Origin of the sequence: Flavobacterium aeripolare, from assembly GCF_013294025.1 — a bacterium.
In the GTDB taxonomy this organism is placed as follows: domain Bacteria; phylum Bacteroidota; class Bacteroidia; order Flavobacteriales; family Flavobacteriaceae; genus Flavobacterium.
In genome coordinates, this window is the sequence record NZ_JABSNL010000011.1 from 52,090 (window position 1) to 76,342 (window position 24,253).

Here is a 24,253-nt window from a genome sequence, read left to right on the forward strand (position 1 = left end):
GACAGTAACTATTATACCAAACCTAAAAAAAAGGAAAAAACGAGCTATAAAATAATTTGAAAATACTTTTCATGAAAAGATTCCTATCTACATTAAGCATACTTACTTTATTTATTGCGAGCAGTATAAATGCCGAAGCAAGCACCTTAAAGCCAAAAAAAGACATCAAGGTAAAAAATCTTGCTGAACTACGAAGTGCTATTAAAAATAGTAATGCCGGTGACCAAATCATTTTAGCAAATGGAACTTGGAAAGATGCTGAAATAAAATTCTACGGAAAAGGAACCAAGGACAATCCTATTGTTTTAAAAGCCGAAACTCCCGGTAAAGTTTTTATCGAAGGGGTTTCTAATTTAAAATTAGCGGGTAGCTATCTTGAAGTAAGAGATTTGTATTTCAAAAACGGATACACGCCTTCAAATGCCGTAATTCAGTTTAAAATTAACAACGATTCTATTGCTAATAATTGTAAAGTTACTCAATGTGTTATTGAAGAATTTACGCAACCTGACAGAGATGTGAGTGATCATTGGGTAGAATTCTGGGGAAGACACAATGAATTAAGCAACAACTACATCACTGGAAAATCAAATTTTGGACCTACAGTGCGTGTTTTTCTAGACGGTAACGAACACGTAAATAACTACCACCAAATCATCAATAACCATTTTGGACCTAGACCTAGAAAAGGTGGGCCACACGGCGAGACAATCCAAATTGGGGATAGTGAAACTTCTATGACACCTTCTTACACCAATGTGGAAAACAATTTATTTGACCGTTGCAATGGTGAAGTAGAGATCATCTCTAGTAAATCAAACTTTAACGAATTCAAGAATAATGTATTTTTTGAAAGTGAAGGCTCATTAGTTTTAAGACATGGGAATTATGCTAAAATTGATGGAAACGTATTTATAGGAAACGATGCTTCGGACCAAATGGGTGGAATTAGAATTATCAATACCGGACACTGGATTACAAATAATTATTTCTACAAAATTAAAGGAAACGCATTTAGAAGTGCAATAGCAATCATGAACGGAATTCCTAAATCTTCACTAAACCGTTACAATCAAGTGACAGATGTGGTGGTAGCATACAATTCATTTATCGACTGCGTATCTCCTTGGCAGTTTAGTGTAGGTTCAAATGTAAGTCAGAAAGAAGTGTTGCCTAAATCAGAAATTAGATCAGCACGTCCAGAGCGTGTTACCTTTGCAAATAACTTAATTTACAGCGCAAGTAAAAGTGAAAACCCTATTGTAAATTATGATAAAGTAGATGGCGTAAATTTCAAAAACAACTTTACTAACAACGCAAACAAAAGCGAAGTACAACCTGCTGGATTAATCACAAAAGATTTTGCAGTAGAAAAAATTGCAACTGACATCTATTCATTAAAGCAAAATAACAATGCTATTTTTGCAGGATTTGATTTCGAAAACATTACCAAAGACTTTTTTGGGAATGATAGAACGGTCTCAAATAATAGTATTGGCGCCATTGTAAATCCAGTAAAATCTAACCCTATTCTTATCGATAAAACTAAGTACGGAACAAACTGGTTTGCTACTGAGACACCACAAGCAGCTGCTAATAAGATCATGGTTACAACTTCAGATGAATTAGTGAATCAAATTAAGAGAGCAGTTTCAGGAGATATTATTGTATTAAAATCAGGTACTTTTAAACTTAGTGAATCAATTGTTATTGATAAAGAAATTACAATTACTTCTAGCAATACTAAAAAGAAATCTAAGATTGAGTTCACTGCTGCAAAAACAGCTTTTGAAATGCATCCAAAAGGAAATCTGATTTTGAAAGATGTTGTTTTATCAGGAAATAAATCTCAAAATGCTTTTACTACTTTAGATAAAAACATGAGTAAAGCGTATAATTTACATATTGAGAACACTGAAATAACCAACTTTAAAAATGTGTTAGAAGTGTCTAAAGGGTCTTTCTCAGACAATGTAATTGTGGCTAATTCATTAATTACAAATTGTGAGAATGGCTTTCTATTGAATAAAGAGACAAACGATGGTGGAGATTACAACGCCGAATTTGTAACCTTTACCAACTCAAAATTTGACGGTATTCAAGGTGTTGTTCTTGATTACTACCGTGGTGGTTATGATGAATCGACCATTGGTGGAAACCTAAAATTAGAAGGAAATACTTTTACAAATTGTGGTAAAGATCAAGCTGAACATATCTTGATTAAAAACAGGGGAATTGTATTTGTGACTATTGCTAACAACACATTCAAAGACAATGATGTAAAAACTATTGCAGTATTGTGGGGAGAAAAAGGACAAGCGCCGGTAGATAATAAAATCACAAATTCAGGAAAAATCGAAATCGTGCAAAATCTTGAAATGAAATTAATGTATTAATTAATGCTGCCGCAAAAATGTTATCTATCCGTTTAACCTTTTTGTGACATATTATTTTAGTGAACTGTACGTTTATACAAACATGCAAAAAACCACTACTACAGGAATGTTCACTAAAAATTTAGGCCAGCAAATTAAAAAGTATAAATAAGTACCTTTTAATTTGCTAGCTTTTTTTATTTCAATAACTATTTTATGCTCTTGTGATTTCGTGACCTACAAACTCTTCGAGCGCAGCAAACATATCGTCTACAGAAAGTACTTCGGTATCAGGATGCGCTAGTAAGAAAGCAGCGTTCAATTGTACTAAGTTCTCTTCAATTTCAAAAAAAGTATCGTTGTTTAATAAATCTCTTATTGGATTCACCCCTTCTAACTTTCCTTTAAAAAACTTCTCTCTTTTAACAGAGCTCATTAATTTCACCTTCTTGCATTGTTGCTGAAATAACTCCAAATGCTTTTCGGCTCCTAACAATTGCAAACCCTCCTCAATTAGCTCGTTTAGTTCTAGATTCCATTTTGAATTATAAACAAACTGAGCAAAATTACCTTCGGTGCATTGTGAAGTATAGTAATCTAAATAGTAACTCATTAATGCATCTTCATGAATTAAATCGTCGTCGATTTTCTCCTCACGCATTAGGTTGATTACTGATATATTAGAGTTGATAATGTCTTGTGGGTTTTCGCTAGTAGCGGCCGTTTCTGAAATAATTATTTTTCCGAATTCCATTTGAATGTTGTTTAATGAATTGATGACAAATTTCGCTTATTTACTACAGATTTTATACAGATTAACGCAATTTTTTTAGCAACATGTCATTGCAACCAAGGAAGCAATCCCAGCATGTTGCTTTACTAAATTAAAGAAACCTATTGCTCACTATTCTTTTGTTGATTCATTTTAGTAACAAGCGCTTTTATGCGTAACGCTTTTTCTTTCTTTTCTTCCTGCAGTTTGGCCTTCTTACGATTAAGCAGTTTAGTATGCAAAGCTTTGTTTTTAGTGTTTTTTTCGGGTCCTTTTGCCATGGTTTACAATTTCAAAAACTCTTCATTTAATTTATTAACATGCGTGTTATATGATTCGATGTACTTATCTAGTTCTTTCAAATTAGTGAATTTCGATATGAAGTGAGGATGCTTTTTAATAATAAGTATAATTCTTAAAAGTTCAACTGGGAGTCTTTCTCTTACGATGAGAATTGAGTCTAAATTTCTATGAAAGCTGACGTGAAATTTATTTAAAAAAACTCTGATTGGAATATATTTACCATTCATAACTACTTCAACATTTTCATCGATTACAACACATTTCAATCTGTTTATTTCGCTCTTCCTGTTAAGAATAAATACTATATCATTATTCAAAATTCGTTTTAATACTCTAGATTTCTTGTGTTCTGGTAAATAAACATTTATATAATAAAACATATAGCCAGCTATATATGCTAATGATAAATTGTATATTGTCATTTCTAATTTATCTGAATTATCAATAATTGATGGAAACTTATAAGGAATATAGTCTATCCAGAAAATTATAAATATTGATAGTATCAAAATATTATCTATTTTTTTCATTTTACAATTATATTTTATTTTAGCAATCATTTCTAACGAAATTAGTTTTAATTTTTTTATTGATTCACTTTGGTCACTAATACTTTTAAGCGCAGGTTTTTAGCTTTCTTAAGATTAAGCAGTTTAGTATGCAAAGCTTTGTCTCTAGTATTTTTTTCGGGTCCTTTTGCCATGGCGTGTTGGTATCAAAATTTGAACTGAATTGTGTAGCAATAATTATTGTTTTTTGGCAAAGATAAAACAACACACTCATTAAAGAACAAAAACCGATATCAAACAAATTTTAGAAATAGATAGAGCTGTTTTTATGGGAAGATTATTCGAAATATACTTTCGTTGAAAATCGAAACATTACTGATACTATTAACTGTATTAAAAGTATAAGACAACATGACTTCAAAAGTGTTTTACACTCGAATTTTACTCGTATTTATAACTGATAAGAAAAGATTATTTATTTGAAATTAAAAAACATTATCTGACGGTCAAACCTTTACAGAAATACTGAAAATTTATCAGCTATCGCGAGTCATTGCTATTAGTTTTTGTCCCAAATAACACTATATTTACGCCTTGGAAGCAGTTCGTTCTGCCATTACTACGGGCGTAGTTCAAGGGTAGAATAGCGGTCTCCAAAACCGTTGATGGGGGTTCGAATCCCTCCGCCCGTGCAAGCAAGTTTTAAACAACAAAGTCTAAGGATTATTCCTTAGACTTTTTTATTTAAATCAAAAAACGCTGCTACATTTAATGCACACTCTGCACATAATAAATAAGTAAAGAACGTAAAGAAAAATTGATACACAGCTATCTAATCTACACGCCTAATTATTTGATATGCTTTCGTTTTAGCATTTTTCTTGCATCTTATTCTCTGATAAAAATAAAATAGCATACCACCTATAAAATACAGCGCAACATCAAGCCAATCTGAAGTATACCTGGTGTTGGTTCTAGGTAAATAATATTCGAAAAATACTGCGTAATAACTCGATAAAATAAAGATAAAACCAAAAGGTAGTATAAACTGAGGTTCATTTTTAAGTTTTCGAACAATAAATGTCAATGCTCCAAAAACTAGCGGCATACAAAGCAAATCATTCAAATAGTTATTCACTACTAGCGGTAGAGCAATTGTCAACTTTTGCAGCACGTAGATACTAGCAGCAATAACAAACATCAAACTATAGAGAATTTTAGAAAGCATATTCATTCTTTTATTTTAAAATAAGAAAAAATAATTAAAAATTTTAAAACCTATTTTGACCGAACACATTCCAATATAATCTATTTTATCCTGCAGCAGCTGCTACAATTAAAGAAATTAGCGCTCCAAATATCAAAGCAAAAAACAACCAAATATAATAACCTCCTTGAAAAATTAAGCGTATTAATACGTTAGAATGTTCCGTTCCATTTTTTAGAAAAGTTTCGATTTTACTAGGTTCTTTTTTGAGGCTTGCTTTTAATTTAGCTTTTTTAGTAAATTCAAGTTCGCGCTCTAATTTTCTTCTAGCCACTACATCTAACAGGGCACCACAGTTGCTGCAAAATGCTGCGTTTAAATTAATTGTGCCACATTCTGGACATGTAATGTAACTTTTATTCATAGGAATCTGCTTTGTTGAGTTAGTGTAAAAAGTTTAATGGGCACTAAAATAATTCTAGTTTAAAATTTCACCTAAGCTCTTTAATACTATATCTTTTATTCAAAGTTACTAAATTTTAATAGTTTACTCGAATTCAAGGTTCCCAATAAAATTCGCAAAATACATTTTCATGCGAGTACAGACAAGTGGCGACTTGTCCCTATGATAAAAAATCTTATTTTTGCAGCTCGTTCCGAATTAATTTCAGAATCTAAAAATAATTTTATGATACAGAATCCAAAAAGATATACGATTACGGCGGCATTGCCTTATACTAACGGTCCTATTCACATTGGCCATTTGGCAGGTGTTTATGTGCCTTCTGATATTTACTCTCGTTACCTGAGATTGCAAGGTAGAGACGTTTTGTTTGTTTGCGGAAGTGACGAACATGGTGTTGCTATTTCGATGAAAGCAAAAAAAGAAGGAATTACTCCGCAAGAAGTAATTGACAAGTATGATGGTATTATTCGTAAATCGTTTATTGATTTTGGAATCTCATTTGATAATTACTCGAGAACTTCGGCTAAAATTCATCATGATACGGCTCAAGATTTTTTCAAAAAATTATATGAACAAGGTGATTTTATCGAGCAAGTGACCGAACAATTATATGATGCAAAAGCAGATCAGTTTTTGGCTGACCGTTTTGTAACAGGAACTTGCCCTAAATGTGGCAACGAAGAAGCCTACGGTGATCAATGCGAAAAATGTGGATCGACTCTAAACGCTACCGACTTAATCAACCCAAAATCGACTATTACTGGAGAAACGCCAATTATGAAATCAACGAAACACTGGTTTTTACCTTTGGATCGTTACGAAGATTTCTTGAAAGAGTGGATTTTAGTAGGACATAAAAGCGACTGGAAACCCAATGTTTACGGACAAGTAAAATCGTGGATTGATAGCGGTCTTGAGCCTCGTGCAGTAACACGTGACTTGGATTGGGGAATTGACGTTCCTGTTCCTGGTGCCGAAGGAAAAAAATTGTATGTATGGTTTGATGCGCCTATTGGGTACATCTCGGCATCTAAAGAGTGGGCTTTGCGCGAAGGAAAAGAATGGGAACCGTACTGGAAAGATCAAGACACTAAGTTGGTTCACTTTATAGGGAAAGACAATATTGTTTTTCACTGTGTGATTTTCCCAGCGATGCTAAAAGCCGAAGGAAGCTATATTTTGCCAGACAACGTGCCTGCAAATGAGTTCTTGAACTTAGAAGGAAACAAATTATCAACGTCTAAAAACTGGGCGGTTTGGTTGCACGAATATTTAGAAGAATTTCCAAATCAGCAAGATGTTTTGCGTTATGCATTGACATCAAACGCACCTGAAACTAAGGATAATGATTTTACTTGGAAAGATTTTCAAGCTAGAAACAACAATGAATTAGTAGCTATTTATGGGAATTTCATTAATCGTGTAGTAGTTTTAACTAATAAATATTATAATGGGGTTGTTCCAACTCCAATCCCCCTAACCCCCGAAGGGGGAATGACCGAGTTTACGGAAGTAGATTTGCAAACGTTGGCGGAATTAAAAGCGTATCCCGCGGTGATTTCGAGTTCGATTGAGCGTTACCGTTTTAGAGAAGCGTTAGGAGAATTGATGAATGTAGCCCGACTTGGAAACAAATACTTGGCTGATGAAGAGCCTTGGAAAATGATAAAAACGGATGAAGCGCGTGTAAAAACACAAATGTATGTAGCATTACAAATTGCCGCAGCTTTGAGTTCGCTTTGTGAGCCATTCCTACCATTTACAGCAACTAAATTGTCTCGAATATTAAAAATCGAGAGTCCATTGAATTGGAACACGATTGCAGAAACTTCGGATCTATTGCCAGCAGGTCACCAAGTAGGAGAAGCGGAATTATTGTTTGCTAAAATTGAAGATGAAGAAATTCAGAAACAAATTGACAAACTAGAAGCAACAAAAACAGCTAACATCGCTGAGAATGCAAGCCCGATAGCTATCGCGGCACAAAAAGAAGCGATTCAATTTGATGATTTCGCCAAGATGGATATTCGAGTAGGAACAATTCTTGAAGCAGAAAAAATGCCAAAGGCAAACAAGCTTTTGATATTAAAAGTAGACACCGGAATTGACGTTCGTACGATCGTATCAGGAATTGCAGAGAGTTTTAAACCTGAAGATATCATTGGAAAAAAAGTAACTGTTTTGGTCAACCTAGCTCCAAGAAACTTACGTGGTGTAGAAAGTCAAGGAATGATTTTGATGACCACCAATGCTGATGGAAAACTAGTTTTTGTTAATCCAGATACTGATGGTGTTGCAAATGGTGAAACAATAAACTAAGCCCCCAAACATACTAAACTGAATTTCACTAATTTACACTAATACTTAGTAGTAATTTAGTGAAATTCGTGTTTTTAATCCATAAAAACAAAAACATGATCAACGCCAAACCGAGATTAGCATTAGCTTTTGGAATTTTATGCATTTCCATTTTTCCAATCTTGGTTAAATTGAGACTTACACCAGGATTGATTTCGGCATTTTATAGAATGGCAATTGCTTTTTCTATACTACTTCCCTATATGCTTGTTACTAAAAAATTTAAGCTTCCTGAGACAAAACACCTGCTACTAGCTATATTATGTGGTGTGCTATTTGCTTCAGATGTTGCGGTTTGGAATATTGCCATTCAAGAATCAAGTGCTACACAAGCATCGTTACTTACTAATTTATCGCCTTTATGGGTGGGAATAATATCTTACGTTTTTTTAAAAATAAAGCCTGCAACTAATTTCTGGATTGGAACTACAGTAGCTTTATTTGGGATGGCAATGCTAGTAGGATTCAAATTTTTCTTAGAATTAGATTTTGACAATGCATTTATCTTAGCCGTGTTATCAGGAATATTTTACTCCATCTATTTATTGGTAAGTAAAAAAGCGCTTACTCATATCGATGTACTTTCATTTATGACCATTAGCTTGCTGGCTTCTTCTGTATACCTAGCAATTGCTTGCTTAATAATGAACGAACCTTTTAGTGGTTTTTCAAATATGGGTTGGTTTGTACTATTTCTTCAAGCAGTAGTTTGTCAATTAATGGCATGGCTATCGATAAGTTATGCTACTCAGCACATGCGACCTACAAGAGTATCGCTGAGTTTACTAGGACAAGCAGTATTGACCTCAATATTAGCTTGGTTATTTCTAGACGAAAAAATCACTCTCAATATGATTATAGGCGGAGTTATTTTGTTAATCGGGATTAGAATCACGTTCTATGCTAAGACACTTTCGATAAAAAATCTTAAATCAAAAAATCCAGCTGATACAGCACAATAAAAAATATATGAACCAAATTAAAGTTATAGCATTTGACGCTGATGATACCTTATTTGTAAATGAGACCTACTTTGGTGAGGCCGAAGAAAAATTTTGCATTTTACTAAGCGATTATCTGTCACGACAAAGTATCGCACAGGAATTATACAGTACGCAAATTGCTAATCTACCTACCTATGGCTACGGAATAAAAGGATACATATTATCAATGATTGAAGCCGCTATGAAAATTAGTAATTATAACTTACCCGCTCCATTCATTAAAGAAATAATCGAATATGGAAAGGAACTAGCTCATAAGCCTATAGTACTGCTCGAAGGTGTCGAGGAAACGCTACAAGCTTTGCATGGAAAATACAAATTAGTTGTTGCGACAAAAGGAGATTTGCTCGACCAGCGCCGAAAACTACACAAATCAGGTTTGGGCAACTATTTTCACCATATAGAAGTCATGTCTGACAAGAAAGAGCAAGACTATCTTGATTTGATAAACAGATTAGAAACCAGAGCAGATCAATTTTTCATGATTGGTAACTCCTTAAAGTCAGATATATTACCAGTTTTAAAATTGGGCGGCTCTGCTTTACATATACCATTCCTTACAACATGGGAACATGAGAAAATTGATCACGAAATTACACATCCCAACTTCTATACAGCCATAAATATTAAGGCAGTGTTAGAAATAGTACCGTAATTGGCTGTTTTTTACGTTAAATTATTATAATTAATAAGATGATCTTTGTCTTTATTGATTTTAATCGAACTATTTTAAGCATTATATATATGATATTGATAATTATAGCCGTAAAATTTTGACAATATAATAGCTCTCAAAGCACTTTTGTAAAATTATACCTAAATATTACAATATTATGAGATTGAAATTTCTTATTAAACATTATGTCGTATTTTTGCTCGAAATTTAAAACCAGAAAAGAAATGAAAAAATTAATACTTACGCTTGCAATTGCTTCGGCATTTTCAACAGTTAGTGCTCAGACAACTCCTGAGAAAATGACTACCAATGAAGAGTACAACAAATGGTCTATTGAAGTAGCAGGTGGTGTAAACAAACCACAAAGACCATTAACTTCAGGTTATTTCACTTCAACTCCAAGCCCATATGTTATTGATTTAGGAGTTAGATACATGTTTAACAACAAATTCGGTTTAAAAGCGGATGTTGGATACAACAGTTTTGAAGGAAAAAACAATTCTGCAAGCTTTGATACTAAGTACTACAGAGTAGACTTACAAGGTGTAGCAAACTTAGGTAGAATTATGAACTTTGAAACTTGGACGAATACTATTGGTTTAGTAGGACATGCTGGTTTTGGTTTAGCTCAATTAGAAGATGAGAATTCATCTTTGAAAGACAGAATGGGTAACTTTATGGCTGGTATTACAGGTCAAATTAAATTATCTAATAGAATTGCTTTAACAGGTGATTTTACTACAATCTTTAACGCTGATCAAAACGCAACTTTTGACGCTGTTAAGAAAGGTACTACAAGAGGCTTCCAAGGAATTCTTTTTAATGGTACTGTTGGTGTAACTGTTTACTTAGGTAAAAACGCTAAGCATGCTGACTGGGTTACTTTAGTAGATAAAGATGTATTGAGTTTAACAAATAGAGTTGGTACATTAGAGACTATGTTAGTTGATTCTGACCAAGATGGTGTTGCTGATTATTTAGATCTTGAGCCAAACACTATATCTGGTGTAATGGTAGATTCTAAAGGTAGAGCTATTGACTTAAACAACAATAACGTTCCTGACGAATTAGAAAGCTATTTATTGAAAACTTACGGTAGCAAAACTGATAACAACCCAGCATTATCTAACAACGAATTAATTTCTAAATTAATCAACGGTGGATATGTTGCTACATATTTTGATTTCAACAAATCAACTCCAACAAACGTTTCTACTGAAGGAATCGACTTTATCTTAACTTACTTAAGAAACAACCCTTCTGCTTCAGTTGACATTATTGGTCATGCTGACGAAATTGGAAGAACAGCTTACAACGATAAATTATCTAACGCTAGAGCTCAAAAAGTAAAAAGTATTTTACTTAAAGCTAAAGTTGATGCTTCAAGATTGAAAGTTATCGCAGCAGGTGAAGATAATTCAGTTGAAAAAGATTCAGAATTAGCTAGAAAATTAGTTAGAAAAGTTACTTTTAGAGTAAAATAATTCTCAACTTAAATATAGTAAAGCCCTAAAAGGAAATTCCTTTTAGGGCTTTTTTTATGCGCTATATTTTCAACACGCATTGTATACTATTTGCAATTTGAATATTTTTGTAAAAAAAAACATCTTGAAAAAGAAGCTAGACATTAAAAACTGGAATAGAAAAGAGCATTTTGAGTTTTTCAAAGATTTTGACGAACCTTTCTACGGAGCGACTGTAACTATTGACTGCAGCCGCGCATACGAGCGAGCAAAGGAACTGGAATGTTCTTTTTTCATTTACTCTTTGCATAAAACGTTAACCGCCGTAAACGCTGTAGAAGCTTTTACCTACCGCATTGAAGATGATGAGATAATCATTCACGATACTATCGACGCATCAGCAACTATAGGACGCCCAGACGGCACCTTTGGGTTTTCTTTAATTCCTTATTCGAAAGATTTAAATACGTTCAAAATACAGGCAGAAAATGAGAGTGCTCGTGTGGCCACTACTACCGGTCTTTTTACACGCTCTTTTGACTTGGACAACTTAATTCATTTCTCGGCGATTCCGTGGCTAAATTTTACTTCTCTATCTCACGCAAGAAGCTACAACTTTCCTGACAGCTGCCCTAAAATCTCTTTTGGCAAAATAACTACAACAGCTAACAATATTAAAACGATGCCAATGTCTGTACATGTGCACCACGCTTTAATAGACGGCTTGCAACTCAGTCATTTTGTTGACCACTTTCAAGAACTGATGAACGAATAAGCATTCAACTTATATTTACAAATTAGAAATTGAAATAGTTAAAATTTAATCTCAATCTGTAAAAACGACTACCTTTGCATTGTAAGACAACATTCATAACATTGGGTAAGAAAGACGAAAAGAAGGAAAAGAAAAAGGAAAAAAAAGACAAAAAAGAAAAGAAGGACCCTGCGCTCAAAAAATTAAAAAAGAGCGAAACCTTCAAATCAAAGTGCTGCAAAAAATTTAAAAAAGGAGAAGAAAAGCGCTGCAAACGTTGTCCATTTTTTAATACTATAAAAATAGAAAGCACACCTCTTGAATAGAAGCGTGCTCTCAATTTGACATTAAGTATTATGCCTATTTAATTTTACTTACTTAAAAGCAAAATTTCGTTTACCACTACTTCTGTTACATAGCGTTTTTCTCCATTCTTATCATCATAGCTGCGATGCGTCAATTTACCTTCTATAGCAACTTCCTTTCCTTTTACAGCATATTTTTCAATTATTTCAGCTGTTTTACCCCAAGCGACTAATCGATGCCATTGTGTTTCTTCCACTTTTTCACCTTTGTCGTTTTTATAACTATCATTTGTAGCTACGGTAAAATTGGCTAACTTTTTTCCTCCTTCAAAATTTTTGATTTCTGGATCGTTTCCTAAATGTCCAATTAATTGAACTTTGTTTTTTAATGCATTCATGGCGTGTAAAATTTAAATGTTATTGTTAAGTATATAGTTGTCTAACGCATTTCGTTTCGACAGTGCAAAGATTAGCCTGCAACCCCACCTTATTCGGTTCGCAATCAATTACTTTCGGTTGTAAATAATTGTAAACGTTTGTAAATGGCTATTAATTTGACTATATTAGCATCAAATTACATTTATTTATGCCGACAAATATCAAGTCAATAGAACTACGCAATCTCCAAATTGAAGATTATAAAGAATTAAAAAAATCGATGATTGAATCATATCCAGAAATGGCAGAATCATTTTGGAAAGAAGATCAAATCGAATTATTACTACAAAAATTCCCCGAAGGACAACTCGTAATTGTGGTTGATGGAATCGTTGTAGGATCTGCATTATCATTGTTAGTTACCGAAGATTATGCTTTTAAAACTAAAACATACAAAGCCATAACAGGCAATTTTACATTTTCAACACACAACCCATTAGGAGAAGTTTTATACGGGATAGATGTTTTTATAAATCCGCAATACCGCGGTTTGCGTTTAGGACGTAGATTATATGATGTGCGTAAAGAACTTTGCGAGCAGCTAAATCTAAAATCAATCATATTTGCAGGTAGAATTCCGAACTACGGAAAGTTCAAGAATGAAATCACACCTAAAGTATACATTGAAAAAGTAAAGAAAAAAGAAGTTTATGATCCGGTATTGTCTTTTCAATTAAGCAACGATTTCCATGAATTAAGAGTTCTTAAAAACTATTTAGAAGGAGATACAGAGTCTCTTGAATATGCTGTTTTACTTGAATGGAATAATATTTACTATGACGATAGCCCTAAATTAATCAATACGACAAAAAGTGTTGTGAGATTAGGACTTATTCAATGGCAGATGCGCTCTCTACCTAATTTAGATGCCTTATTCGAACAAGCAGAATTTTTTATCGATGCTGTTTCTGGCTACGGAAGTGACTTTGCGTTATTCCCAGAATTCTTTACGGCACCGTTAATGGCAGACTATAATCACCTATCAGAAGCCGAGGCAATTAGAGAACTTGCACGCCATACTGATGCTGTGAAAGCTAAATTCCAGGAGTTTGCTATTTCATACAACATAAATATTATCACAGGAAGCATGCCCTTAATAGAAGACGATCATGTCTACAATGTTGGGTTCTTATGCAAACGTGACGGTACTAATGAAATGTACCGCAAAATACACATCACCCCTAACGAGGTTTTCCATTGGGGAATAACAGGTGGCGATATCATCCAAACTTTTGATACCGACTGTGGTAAAATAGGAATTGTAATTTGTTATGATGTCGAATTCCCTGAATTATCAAGGTTAATGGCAGACCAAGGAATGAATATTTTATTTGTACCATTTTTAACGGATACTCAAAACGGATATACGCGTGTTAAACATTGCGCGCAAGCAAGAGCGATTGAAAACGAATGCTATGTGGCTATTGCAGGTTGTGTAGGTAATTTACCAAAGGTGAATAACATGGACATACAATATGCACAAGCAGCCGTGTTTACCCCTTCAGATTTTGCATTTCCAAGCAATGGTGTCAAAGCAGAGGCAACCCCAAACACCGAAATGACTTTGATCGTAGATGTAGATATGAATTTATTAAAAGAACTTCATGAGCATGGAAGTGTCAACACAATGAAAGACAGAAGACATGACTTGTATAGTTTGAAACAATTAAAATGATGAAAACTTGCTTAGAATGTGATGAGAAAATTGTGGGTCGCGAAGATAAAAAGTTCTGTAGCGACGGTTGCCGTAATGCATACAATAACAAAATCAATAAAGACAGTAATAATTTTATGCGCAATGTTAACAACAAACTGCGTAAAAACTACCGCATTCTATCCCTTTTAAACATCGACGGAAAATCAAAAACAACCCGAGCTAAGCTCCTTAGCAAGGGTTTTGATTTTGATTTTTTCACAAACATATTGCATACAAAAACCGGAAACACCTACTACTTCCTTTATGACCAAGGTTACTTGCTACTAGATAATGATTATTTCATGCTAGTAAAAAAAGACATTTAAAAACTGGAACTAAATAATATGAAGAAAAGCTTTGCCGAAATAGTTAGCACCTTGTTTATCCTTTTAATACTAGGTTTTATTTATTGCACGATGATGCCTAGAACACTTACCGCTGATTTAAGTACCTTATCTGAGTTTTCTACAGATCGCGCTTATACTCAAGTAGAGAACATTTCACAATACCCACATTACGTAGGCTCACAACATCATGAAACCGTTGCTTCTTACTTACAATCGCAGCTGCATGAATTAGGACTTACTATAAGCACACAACAAGGATACACCTTAACAGAATGGGGAAACTTAGCAAAGTCAAAAAATATTCTTGCTAGAATAAAAGGTAGTGGCAATGGCAAAGCCTTATTATTATTATCCCATTATGACAGCGCACCGCATTCAGCTTCAAAAGGAGCGAGTGATGCAGGCTCTGGAGTAGCAACAATCTTAGAAGGAGTTCGTGCTTTTCAAAACGGCAAGAAAAAACATAAAAACGACATCATTATTCTATTTACAGATGCAGAAGAGCTAGGCCTTAATGGCGCAGCTTTATTTGTAACTGAGCATCCATGGGCAAAAGATGTAGGCGTAGTCTTAAACTTTGAAGCTAGAGGAACTTCTGGGCCAAGCTATATGTTGATGGAAGCAAATAAAGGCAACAAGCAGTTAATCGAGGATTTCGCTGCAGCGGCACCACAATATCCTGTTACAAACTCCTTAATGTACAGCATTTATAAAATGCTACCCAACGATACTGATCTTACCGTTTTTAGAGAAAAAGGAGCCATTCAAGGCTATAGTTTTGCTTTCATAGATGGTCATTATAATTACCACACCGCACAAGATATAAGCACTAACTTAGATAAAAACAGTTTAAAGCATCAAGGAGCCTACTTAATGCCGTTGCTCGATTATTTCAGTAATACTGCTTTTAATACACAACAAACATCTGAAGATTCTATATATTTCAACATTCCTTTCACCGTCTTGATGTATCCTTTTACATGGGCAATCCCAATGGCCGCAATCGCATTAGCCTTATTTGTTCTACTTGTTATTGTAGGACTAGGAAAAAGAGTGCTACTAGCAAGCGAAATAGTTAAAGGTTTCATTCCATTAGTTTGTTCGCTACTTATCACATTTCTCACGGTATTCTTAGGATGGAACCTAGTATTACTTTGTTATCCACAATACAAGGACCTTTTAAATGGATTTACGTATAATGGACATGATTACATAGCCGCATTTACGCTTTTAACCTTAGCAATAAGCTTTGCATGCTATCAGCTGTTTTCAAAAGTGCAAACCACAATGAACCATTATGTAGCAGCATTATTCATTTGGTTAGTGATTAATGGAACACTTGCTATCTTTTTAACGGGAGCAGGATTTTTAATTATACCAGTATATTGCGGATTGTTAGGATTAGCCTATTTTGTGATTACGCAACGCTCTAGTAAAGTACTCAATGCAATCTTAGCCATCCCAGCTTTAATTTTAATTGTTCCTTTTATCCAGATGCTACCTATAGGACTTGGCTTAAAAATCTTATACGGAAGCGCATTGTTGACCTCATTAACTTTTGCATTATTACTCCCTGTTTTTGGAGCTTATAAAAACAAAATTGTTTGGTCATTCCTATTCTTGTTAGGGAGTATTTTCTTTTTTATAAAAGCAAATGAAAACGCAGCCTACGGACCTAACAAAGCAAAATCAAACAGTCTACTTTATGTCTACGATGCCGATACTAATAAAGCGAGTTGGGCAACTTACGATAAAAACCTAGACCCTTGGACTAAGAATTATCTAGGTCAAAATCCTAAATTAGTAACAGCCGAAAGTAAGAATAAGCTATTCAGCAAATATAATTCTGACTTTACTTATCGTACAAATACAGCGGTAATACCTTTAAAAACGCCAACAATTGTATTCGAAAAGGACTCTACAGCTGGAGACATGCGTTATTTAAAAATAAAAATTATTCCTAATCGAAAAGTCAACCGCTACGATTTATTTGCTGGCGACCAAATGACATTTTTCAATTTTAAAGCTAACGGAGTCAAATCATTAGAACAAAAAGGAGACCAATTAAATCGAAAAGGAAGAAAATTACTGAGCTACTATGTTGTTGATAACGAACCATTAGAAGTGCAATTCTCAATTCCGAAAGCAGCGTTGTTCGATATGCAATTAATGGAATCATCATTTGACTTATTACAAAATCCATTATTTAATATATTAAAAAGAGCCAGTTGGATGATGCCAACACCCTTTGTATTAAATGATGCAGTGGTTATAAATCAGCGTTTAAATCCTTCGACTATTGCACCTGAAATCGTTGTTGAACAACCAGTAAAAGCGCAACCAAGAGCAAGAAAACCAGTTTACAAACTGAAGGACACTACTGCAGTAGAATAACAATCCAATCATTTTTAACGCATTTACCACCGCTACGATCTATAAAAACTACTTTTAAAAAGCATTATTATTGCTATCTAACTTGCTACTATTTATAGTATTTTTACAATCTATATTACAAGTACAATGAGACAAATTAGTGTATTAGGTTGCGGTTGGTTAGGTTTACCATTGGCAAAAGCCTTACTCCAACAAGAATTTACAGTTAAAGGATCAACAACTACAAGCGAGAAATTGCCTAGCCTTAACCAAGCCGGAATTAAAGCGTACTTGATCGAGTTAGAAAGCGACAAAGCACCGCTTAACATTGGTGATTTTTTAGAAGGTAGTGAAACGCTTATAATAGCAATACCTCCACGATTACGCGGAAAAAATAAAGATTATAGTGATGCAAATGCCAACTCATTTGTAAAAAAAATCACGATGCTACTCCCTACGATTGAAAAAGCAGCTATTTCACACTTATTATTTGTGAGCTCGACTGCCATATACGGTGATATTAATACCGACATTTATGAAAGCACACCACCTCAACCACAAACCGAAAGCGGAAAACAACTACTCGAAATAGAGCAAATATTACAACAGCAGACGGCATTCAAAACCACTATAGTACGATTTGGCGGACTTATAGGTCCTAATCGAAATCCTGCTCGTTTTATGGCAGGAAAAGAAGGTATCTCTAATCCAGATGCTGCTGTTAATTTAATTGAACAAGAGGACTGCATCAACATTATTTTAAGAATCATTGCAACAAATACTTGGGGAGAAGATTTTAACGCCGCAGCTCCTTATCACCCTGGCCGTGAAAAATATTACACTGCAAAAGCAATTGAACAAGGTCTCGTACCTCCCGTTTTTGATCATAGCAAACCTTCTGAAGGGAAAACAATCAATAGCGACAAGCTAATTAAAATGCTAAATTATACATTTATCAATACGACGTTATAAAGTGGTAAGAAGAATAAAAAACAAACTTTCCAGCGGCATTGATTTCGTTGGATTGCCAATATTAGCGCTAGCCGTGGTTTGTTTTTGTTGGGGAACAACGTGGATCGCCTCAAAAGAAGGTGTGCGCCATATGCCCGCTTTACAACTAGCAGCAATTAGACAATTTATAGGTGGTAGTGTTTACATTTGCTACTTTTTATTCAAAGGAGCCACTTGGCCAAAAGGCAAACAATGGAAGACAATTTTGATATTGAGCGTACTAAACTTTGCTATAAGTAATGGATTAAGTACCTGGGGTGTAAAATTTATAAGTAGTGGTTTAGGCGCAATTTTAAATGCAATTTTTCCGCTATGGATTGTTATTATCACTTTTTTTCAAGGTGAGAAATTAGCACGTTTAGCCATCATAGGATTAGTGGTTAGTTTTAGTGGTGTTTGTGTAATCTTTTATGACCACTTAGCTGATTTCTTGCAAGCCGATTTTAGATTTGGAATATTCCTTTCGATAATCGCAACAATTACATGGGCGTTTGGTAGTTTATATACTAAGAAAAAAGCAGCAACATTCAACCCTTATTTTAGTTTGGGATTGCAAATGTTTATTTCGAGTAGCATCCTGCTTACCATCACAGAAACTACTGGCCTAAGTGTGCCTTTAAGTTCGATCCCTGCAACCTCGTGGTACGCTATCGCTTATTTAGTACTTGTAGGCTCAATTATGTCCTTTATTGCTTATGTTTATATGCTACAAAAGTTACCGGCAGAGATAAGCAGTATATACGCTTACATCAATCCTATCGTAGCCATTTTATTAGGGGCACTACTCTTTGACGAATCTCTAAATGCTGCCATAGTCTTTGGAGGTGCAATTACTTTAAGCGGTTTATTCTTAGTCAATAAATCAATTAGAAAAACCCGCAGATTAGCCCTGTTGAACAAAATACAGCAAGAAGCTTTATCTCCCCTAACTACTTAAAAACAAAAAATCCCAAGCGACATACATCACTTGGGATTTTCATTATTTATTATTTAACTACCAGATTCTAACTCTTTTTTCTGGAGCCACATACATACCATCATTAGCTTTAATATCAAAAGCTTGATAGAACGTATCTATATTTTGTAATGGAACATAAGCACGGTACATTCCTGGAGAATGAGGATCTGTCTTTACTTGGTTTTTAATTGCTTCATCACGCATTTTTGTACGCCAGATTGTTGCCCATGAAATAAAGAAACGTTGCTCTGGAGTATATCCATCGATTAATCCCGGATTTCCATTTTCTTTTAAATACAATTGCAAACCGTCATAAGCTGCGTTTACACCACCTAAATCACCTATATTTTCACCTAATGTAAATTTACCATCTACAAATGTTCCTGCTAAGGGTTCAAGTGCACTATACTGATCAGCAAGAGCAGTTGTTAAAGCTGCAAATTGCTTAGAATCATCTGCAGTCCACCAGTCTACTAAGTTACCATCGGCGTTGTATCTTGATCCTGAATCATCAAAACCATGAGAGATTTCGTGACCTATTACTGCACCTATTCCACCATAATTAACCGCTTCGTCAGCTTGATAATTATAGAAAGGTGGCTGTAAAATTGCCGCTGGAAAAACAATCTCGTTATAAGACGGATTATAATATGCATTTACCGTCTGTGGAGACATTCCCCATCTTGATTTATCAACTGGCTTATTAAGATCTGCTAGATCTTCTTCAAAACGCCATTTGGCCATGTTTTTTGTGTTTTCAAAATAGCTACCGCCTTGCTCTGGTCCTTTGATTTCAAGAGCCGAATAGTCTTTCCATTTATCAGGATATCCAATTTTGATTACTGATTTATGTAATTTTGCTACCGCACTAATTTTAGTCTCAGGAGACATCCATGTTAGGTTATTGATTCTGTTTTCGAAAGCAACAAAAATGTTTTTGATCATTTTCTCTGCTTTTGCTTTAGCTTCAGCTGGAAATTTTTTCTCTACATACAATTTCCCTAACGCCTCCCCTATTCTACCATTCACTACTTGCAGTGCACGCTCATCGCTTGGTCTTTGTTTAACAGCTCCGGTCAATGTTTTACCGTAAAAATCAAAATTAGCATTCTCAATATCAGTAGATAACTGACTTGACGCTCTATTTAATAATGACCAACGCATGTAGGCTTTCCAATCGTTTACCTTGTTCTCCTTTAAAATAGTTTCTAATGCTGCCATGTATTTAGGCTGTGAAACGATTATAGAATCAGCATTTTTAAATCCCACCTCAGTGAAATAAGTTTTCCAGTTAATTGAAGGAGTCATTTTTTGAAGATCCGCAATTGTCATAGGATTGTACGATTTTCTTCTATCTCTTCTTTCTACACGGTCAAAGCGAGGCTGAGACATTGCGGTTTCTAACGCTAGAATTTGCTCTGCATGTGTTTTTGCATCTGCTGGTTTTTCACCAAGGAAACCTAACATTTTTGCTACATGAACTACATATTTTTCTCTCTTTTCTTTTGAGTCGGCATCATCAGAAACATAGTAATCTCTATCAGGAAGCCCTACACCACCAGGGCCAACACTTAGTACATTTCGATTACTATTTTTAGCATCTGAACCTACATTAGCTCCAAAAAAACCAATACCACCTAACGGTTCCATTTCGATTAAAAGCGCTTCTAAATCTTTAACGTTTTTAACCGCATCAATTTTTTTCAAATAAGGCTTCAATGGGGCAATTCCCATTTTACTACGACCCACAGTATCTAAAACTGTTTTGTACAAATTGATTGCTTTACCTTGATCAGTATCAGCTTTATATTTTGGATTGTTTAGGGCCTCTTTTAAAATAGCTAGCGCATCTTCATCTGTACGCTGTCTTAATGCATCAAAACTACCCCAACGTGTTCTATCTGAAGGGATCTCAGTGTTACTCAACCAAGTTCCGTTTACATATTGAAAAAAGTCATTACTTGGCTTTACTGATTTATCCATGTAATTTACATTGATACCCGGTTCTTTCTCTGCGCTACCGCTTTGTGCTTGAATTGTAGTCACCGCAAATAATGCAGGAAGCACAAATAATAGCGGCTTTTTAAAATTTTTATTCATCGTTACTTGATTTAAATTAATACTGCAGCTGCTATATAACAGCTTACCATCACTACCCGAACTAAACAAAGTAATCACAGCATGTTACTTAATTAGTATTTTAAAGTTAAGTTAAGTTACAAAAATTAACATAAAAAAAATCCCAAGCATTACTGCTTGGGACTCTTACACTCTATATTACCAAATTTTCACTCTCTTCTCAGGCTCAATATACATACCATCCCCTTTTTTAATATCGAATGCTTTATAGAAAGCGTCCACATTTTGAGTGGGAACATATGCTCTATACATTCCTGGAGAATGCGGATCTGTTTTTACTTGATTCTTAATTGCTTCGTCACGCATTTTTGTACGCCATACTGTCGCCCACGAGATAAAGAAACGCTGATCAGGAGTAAATCCATCAATAAGACCTGGATCGCCATTTTCTTTTAAATACAACTGCAAACCATCATAAGCTGCGTTCACACCACCTAAATCTCCAATGTTTTCACCTAAAGTAAATTTACCATCTACATGAACACCAGGCAAAGGCTCAAGCGCACTATATTGATCTGCAAGTGCAGTTCCTAGTTTAGTAAATTGCTCTAAATCATCAGCAGTCCACCAGTCAACCAAATTACCATCTGCGTTATAACGCGCACCTGAATCATCAAATCCATGAGAAATTTCGTGACCTATTACAGCTCCTATTCCACCATAATTTACAGCTTCATCCGCTTGATAATTGTAAAATGGCGCTTGTAATATCGCTGCAGGAAAAACAATTTCGTTATACGGTGGATTGTAATATGCATTTACGGTTTGTGGTGACATGTACCACTCTGTTTTATCAACCGGCTCATCTAGTTTATCAATTCCTTTTTTGAAATTCCATTTAGATAAGTTTTTCATATTACTTAAGTAGCTTCCGCCATCAGCAACACTTTTTATTTCTAATGCAGAGTAGTCCTTCCATTTATCAGGATATCCTATCTTAATATTGATTTTATTTAATTTTTCGATTGCTTTAACCTTAGTTTCAGCAGACATCCATGGTAAATTGTTAATACGGTTAGCATAAGCAATGATAATGTTCTTGATCATTTTCTCTGCCTTTTCTTTTGCTTCAGCAGGAAACATTTTCTCTACGTATAATTTACCCAGCGCTTCTCCTATTGTTCCGTTTACTGTTTGTAACGCCCTTTCTTCACGAGGTCTTTGATTGATTGCTCCGGTTAACGTTTTTCCGTAGAAATCAAAGTTTGCTGCTTCGATATCTGTAGACAACAATCCTGATGCACCATTAATTAAATCCCATTTCATGTATTCTTTCCAAGTAGACACGTCATTTTTAGCAAGAATAGTCTGCAAGGCTTTCATGTATTTAGGCTCTGAAACAATTACACTATCTAATTTTGTAAACCCTACTCCGTCAAAATAATTTTTCCAGTTTATAGCTGGTGTTATTTTTTGTAATTCAGCAATAGTCATTGGGTTGTATTGCAATCTACCATCTCTACGTTCCACTCTATCAAGACGAGGGCTAGATAATTCTTTCTCAAAAGCTAGAATCTTAGCTGCATTAGCTTTGGCTGCAGCCGGAGTTTCCCCAGTAAACTGTAACATCCTTGCAATGTGCAATTCGTATTTATCTCTTTTCTCTTTAGTATCTTTCTCTTCAGATGTATAATAATCTTTATCAGGTAATCCCAATCCGCTTACGCCAATATTTAAAGAATTCTTAGTACTATTTTTATCATCTGCTCCAACTCCTACACCAAAAAATCCGATTCCGCCGATAGGTTCCATTTCGATTAACAATCTCTGTAAATCTTCAACGTTTTTAACCTTATCAATCTTAGCCAAATACGGTTTCAAAGGAGTAATTCCTTGCTTGTTTCTAGCTACTGTATCTAGAATTGTGTTGTACAAATTAACTGCTTTACCTTGATCAGTAACTGATTTGTATTTTGGGTTTTTAGAAGCTTCCTTCAAAATTGCCAAAGCATCAGCATCAGTCTTTTTTAGCAATTCGTTAAAGCTACCCCACGAAGTTCTATCACTAGGAATTTCGGTTTTGTCTAACCATGTTCCGTTAACGTATCTAAAAAAATTGTCTGACGGCTTCACCGTATTATCAAAGAACGTAGTGTTTATACCTGGCTCTTTAATTACTTCCTTTTTTTGTGCTTGCATCTCTGTAAACCCTATGATTGCAGGAATCACAAAAAGTAATGGCTTATTATAATTAAATTTCATGTTTTTAATTTATTTGTTTAGTTTCACAAAGCTATTGATAAAACTTGTAACTAATGTTAAAATTAATAACGAAATTCTAAAGCCTAAAACAACCTTAGAAAACATTCGTTTTTGTATTTTTGTACAAATTAATTTTCTATGAAATCTATATTTAAAAAGTACCGTATTTTCATTGGTATTTTCGCCATATTTTCGATCATCACTTTGTTTTTATTCTATTCCGCTTTAAAACCTGCAAAGACATTACCTATTTTTAACCCTAGCGATGTCAATCCAGAGCTAGTTGATAGCACGGTACAATACATCAGTAAATACCACACTATAGCTGATTTTACCTTCACCAATCAAAACGGAAAAACGATTACTCAAAAAGATTATGAAGGTAAGATTTACGTAGCCGATTTCTTTTTTACAACCTGTACTTCTATCTGTCCTAAGATGACAGCCAACTTATTTGATGTGCAAGCAGCTATTAAAGATAACCCGAAGGTTATGTTACTTTCTCACACCGTTTTCCCGGAGACTGACAGCGTTCCTGTTCTTAAGGCTTATGCCAAAAAATACAATATCGACGATAAAAAGTGGAATCTAGTAACAGGGGATAAAAAAGAGATTTACACCATGGCTAGAAAATCATATTTAGCCGTAAAATTAGGAAAGCCTGACGAACTATATGATATGGTACACACCGAAAACTTTGTGCTGGTAGACACTAAAAAAAGAGTGCGTGGTTTCTATGACGGAACCAAAAAAGAAGACATTAAAAAACTAATTGAAGATATTAATTTTTTATCGAAAGAGTAAAACACTTTTTAAATTTTTAAAAGATACAATTATTTACCGCATCAAGATGTCGTTAAACTCAATGGAGGAACAGAATGAATGCACTCGATAATA

General features: G+C 34.5%; 21 protein-coding genes and 1 tRNA gene. 14 read left to right on the forward strand and 8 right to left on the reverse strand.

Annotated features, from left to right (window positions below; translation table 11 throughout):
• Positions 1–71: 71 nt before the first annotated feature.
• Positions 72–2,396 (forward strand): chondroitinase-B domain-containing protein, encoded by a 2,325-nt coding sequence (locus HNQ00_RS12935; RefSeq protein WP_173838923.1) that lies wholly within the window; start codon positions 72–74, stop codon positions 2,394–2,396.
• A gap of 193 nt (positions 2,397–2,589) precedes the next feature.
• Here the strand turns inward: HNQ00_RS12935 and HNQ00_RS12940 are convergent, their stop codons facing one another.
• The 3 genes from HNQ00_RS12940 to HNQ00_RS12950 form a co-directional block, all read right to left on the reverse strand.
• Positions 2,590–3,129, reverse strand: coding sequence for a DMP19 family protein (locus tag HNQ00_RS12940; protein ID WP_173838924.1), 540 nt, complete (start codon positions 3,127–3,129; stop codon positions 2,590–2,592).
• Between the two features lie 140 nt (positions 3,130–3,269).
• Positions 3,270–3,428 (reverse strand): hypothetical protein, encoded by a 159-nt coding sequence (locus tag HNQ00_RS12945; protein ID WP_173838925.1) that lies wholly within the window; start codon positions 3,426–3,428, stop codon positions 3,270–3,272.
• A gap of 3 nt (positions 3,429–3,431) precedes the next feature.
• A complete protein-coding gene (locus tag HNQ00_RS12950; RefSeq protein ID WP_173838926.1) occupies positions 3,432–3,980 on the reverse strand; it encodes a hypothetical protein in 549 nt (182 codons plus the stop codon).
• Positions 3,981–4,580: 600 nt separating this feature from the next.
• On the opposite strand from HNQ00_RS12950, the gene HNQ00_RS12955 reads away from it, so the two are divergent.
• Positions 4,581–4,651, forward strand: a tRNA-Trp gene (locus HNQ00_RS12955).
• A gap of 140 nt (positions 4,652–4,791) precedes the next feature.
• Here the strand turns inward: HNQ00_RS12955 and HNQ00_RS12960 are convergent.
• Positions 4,792–5,193: a hypothetical protein gene (locus HNQ00_RS12960; protein WP_173838927.1), complete on the reverse strand. Its 402-nt coding sequence runs from the start codon at positions 5,191–5,193 to the stop codon at positions 4,792–4,794.
• 79 nt (positions 5,194–5,272) lie between these two features.
• Positions 5,273–5,590, reverse strand: coding sequence for a zinc ribbon domain-containing protein (locus tag HNQ00_RS12965; RefSeq protein ID WP_173838928.1), 318 nt, complete (start codon positions 5,588–5,590; stop codon positions 5,273–5,275).
• 264 nt (positions 5,591–5,854) lie between these two features.
• On the opposite strand from HNQ00_RS12965, the gene metG reads away from it, so the two are divergent.
• The 6 genes from metG (at position 5,855) to HNQ00_RS12995 (ending at position 12,213) form a co-directional block, all read left to right on the forward strand.
• Positions 5,855–7,951, forward strand: coding sequence for a methionine--tRNA ligase (gene metG / locus HNQ00_RS12970; RefSeq protein ID WP_173838929.1), 2,097 nt, complete (start codon positions 5,855–5,857; stop codon positions 7,949–7,951).
• 95 nt (positions 7,952–8,046) lie between these two features.
• Positions 8,047–8,952: a DMT family transporter gene (locus HNQ00_RS12975; RefSeq protein WP_173838930.1), complete on the forward strand. Its 906-nt coding sequence runs from the start codon at positions 8,047–8,049 to the stop codon at positions 8,950–8,952.
• Positions 8,953–8,959: 7 nt separating this feature from the next.
• Positions 8,960–9,649 carry an HAD family hydrolase gene (locus HNQ00_RS12980; RefSeq protein WP_173838931.1) on the forward strand — a complete coding sequence of 230 codons (690 nt, stop codon included), beginning with the start codon at positions 8,960–8,962 and terminating at the stop codon, positions 9,647–9,649.
• 245 nt (positions 9,650–9,894) lie between these two features.
• Positions 9,895–11,154: an OmpA family protein gene (locus tag HNQ00_RS12985; protein WP_173838932.1), complete on the forward strand. Its 1,260-nt coding sequence runs from the start codon at positions 9,895–9,897 to the stop codon at positions 11,152–11,154.
• A 124-nt stretch (positions 11,155–11,278) separates the two neighbouring features.
• Positions 11,279–11,908: a chloramphenicol acetyltransferase gene (locus HNQ00_RS12990; protein WP_173838933.1), complete on the forward strand. Its 630-nt coding sequence runs from the start codon at positions 11,279–11,281 to the stop codon at positions 11,906–11,908.
• 101 nt (positions 11,909–12,009) lie between these two features.
• Entirely contained in the window at positions 12,010–12,213 is a 204-nt protein-coding gene (locus HNQ00_RS12995; protein ID WP_173838934.1) for a hypothetical protein, read from the forward strand.
• 44 nt (positions 12,214–12,257) lie between these two features.
• Here HNQ00_RS12995 and HNQ00_RS13000 read toward each other — a convergent pair whose 3' ends face one another.
• Positions 12,258–12,590 (reverse strand): single-stranded DNA-binding protein, encoded by a 333-nt coding sequence (locus HNQ00_RS13000; protein WP_026707872.1) that lies wholly within the window; start codon positions 12,588–12,590, stop codon positions 12,258–12,260.
• A gap of 188 nt (positions 12,591–12,778) precedes the next feature.
• Between HNQ00_RS13000 and HNQ00_RS13005 the strand changes: the two genes are divergently transcribed.
• The 5 genes from HNQ00_RS13005 to HNQ00_RS13025 all read left to right on the forward strand — a co-directional run bounded on the left by HNQ00_RS13005 (position 12,779) and on the right by HNQ00_RS13025 (position 18,994).
• Positions 12,779–14,305 carry a carbon-nitrogen hydrolase family protein gene (locus tag HNQ00_RS13005; protein ID WP_173838935.1) on the forward strand — a complete coding sequence of 509 codons (1,527 nt, stop codon included), beginning with the start codon at positions 12,779–12,781 and terminating at the stop codon, positions 14,303–14,305.
• Positions 14,305–14,652 (forward strand): hypothetical protein, encoded by a 348-nt coding sequence (locus HNQ00_RS13010; RefSeq protein WP_173839025.1) that lies wholly within the window; start codon positions 14,305–14,307, stop codon positions 14,650–14,652. The genes HNQ00_RS13005 and HNQ00_RS13010 overlap by 1 nt, the downstream gene beginning before the upstream one ends.
• Before the next feature lie 18 nt (positions 14,653–14,670).
• The gene (locus tag HNQ00_RS13015) at positions 14,671–17,067 is read left to right on the forward strand and encodes a M28 family peptidase (RefSeq protein WP_254598524.1); all 2,397 of its coding nucleotides are present in this window, start codon (positions 14,671–14,673) and stop codon (positions 17,065–17,067) included.
• Between the two features lie 126 nt (positions 17,068–17,193).
• On the forward strand, positions 17,194–18,018 hold the full coding sequence (locus tag HNQ00_RS13020) for an NAD(P)H-binding protein (RefSeq protein WP_173838936.1): 825 nt from the start codon (positions 17,194–17,196) through the stop codon (positions 18,016–18,018).
• A gap of 1 nt (position 18,019) precedes the next feature.
• Complete coding sequence (locus tag HNQ00_RS13025) at positions 18,020–18,994, forward strand: DMT family transporter (RefSeq protein WP_371739248.1); 975 nt, start codon at positions 18,020–18,022, stop codon at positions 18,992–18,994.
• A gap of 57 nt (positions 18,995–19,051) precedes the next feature.
• Here the strand turns inward: HNQ00_RS13025 and HNQ00_RS13030 are convergent, their stop codons facing one another.
• Both HNQ00_RS13030 and HNQ00_RS13035 read right to left on the reverse strand, forming a co-directional pair.
• Positions 19,052–21,115: a M13 family metallopeptidase gene (locus HNQ00_RS13030; protein ID WP_173838937.1), complete on the reverse strand. Its 2,064-nt coding sequence runs from the start codon at positions 21,113–21,115 to the stop codon at positions 19,052–19,054.
• Positions 21,116–21,292: 177 nt separating this feature from the next.
• Positions 21,293–23,356 carry a M13 family metallopeptidase gene (locus HNQ00_RS13035; protein ID WP_173838938.1) on the reverse strand — a complete coding sequence of 688 codons (2,064 nt, stop codon included), beginning with the start codon at positions 23,354–23,356 and terminating at the stop codon, positions 21,293–21,295.
• A gap of 138 nt (positions 23,357–23,494) precedes the next feature.
• Between HNQ00_RS13035 and HNQ00_RS13040 the strand changes: the two genes are divergently transcribed.
• A complete protein-coding gene (locus HNQ00_RS13040; protein ID WP_173838939.1) occupies positions 23,495–24,160 on the forward strand; it encodes an SCO family protein in 666 nt (221 codons plus the stop codon).
• The last annotated feature ends 93 nt before the right edge of the window (positions 24,161–24,253 follow it).

Coding starts and splice junctions, on each gene's coding strand:
- HNQ00_RS12975 (WP_173838930.1), top strand. CDS start 8,047: ATGATCAACGCCAAACCGAGATTAGCATTAGCTTTTGGAATTTTATGC.
- metG (WP_173838929.1), top strand. CDS start 5,855: ATGATACAGAATCCAAAAAGATATACGATTACGGCGGCATTGCCTTAT.
- HNQ00_RS13030 (WP_173838937.1), bottom strand. CDS start 21,115: ATGAATAAAAATTTTAAAAAGCCGCTATTATTTGTGCTTCCTGCATTA.
- HNQ00_RS13040 (WP_173838939.1), top strand. CDS start 23,495: ATGAAATCTATATTTAAAAAGTACCGTATTTTCATTGGTATTTTCGCC.
- HNQ00_RS12960 (WP_173838927.1), bottom strand. CDS start 5,193: ATGAATATGCTTTCTAAAATTCTCTATAGTTTGATGTTTGTTATTGCT.
- HNQ00_RS12940 (WP_173838924.1), bottom strand. CDS start 3,129: ATGGAATTCGGAAAAATAATTATTTCAGAAACGGCCGCTACTAGCGAA.
- HNQ00_RS12980 (WP_173838931.1), top strand. CDS start 8,960: ATGAACCAAATTAAAGTTATAGCATTTGACGCTGATGATACCTTATTT.
- HNQ00_RS12950 (WP_173838926.1), bottom strand. CDS start 3,980: ATGAAAAAAATAGATAATATTTTGATACTATCAATATTTATAATTTTC.
- HNQ00_RS13035 (WP_173838938.1), bottom strand. CDS start 23,356: ATGAAATTTAATTATAATAAGCCATTACTTTTTGTGATTCCTGCAATC.
- HNQ00_RS13000 (WP_026707872.1), bottom strand. CDS start 12,590: ATGAATGCATTAAAAAACAAAGTTCAATTAATTGGACATTTAGGAAAC.
- HNQ00_RS12945 (WP_173838925.1), bottom strand. CDS start 3,428: ATGGCAAAAGGACCCGAAAAAAACACTAAAAACAAAGCTTTGCATACT.
- HNQ00_RS13010 (WP_173839025.1), top strand. CDS start 14,305: ATGAAAACTTGCTTAGAATGTGATGAGAAAATTGTGGGTCGCGAAGAT.
- HNQ00_RS13015 (WP_254598524.1), top strand. CDS start 14,671: ATGAAGAAAAGCTTTGCCGAAATAGTTAGCACCTTGTTTATCCTTTTA.
- HNQ00_RS12985 (WP_173838932.1), top strand. CDS start 9,895: ATGAAAAAATTAATACTTACGCTTGCAATTGCTTCGGCATTTTCAACA.
- HNQ00_RS13005 (WP_173838935.1), top strand. CDS start 12,779: ATGCCGACAAATATCAAGTCAATAGAACTACGCAATCTCCAAATTGAA.
- HNQ00_RS12965 (WP_173838928.1), bottom strand. CDS start 5,590: ATGAATAAAAGTTACATTACATGTCCAGAATGTGGCACAATTAATTTA.
- HNQ00_RS13020 (WP_173838936.1), top strand. CDS start 17,194: ATGAGACAAATTAGTGTATTAGGTTGCGGTTGGTTAGGTTTACCATTG.
- HNQ00_RS12935 (WP_173838923.1), top strand. CDS start 72: ATGAAAAGATTCCTATCTACATTAAGCATACTTACTTTATTTATTGCG.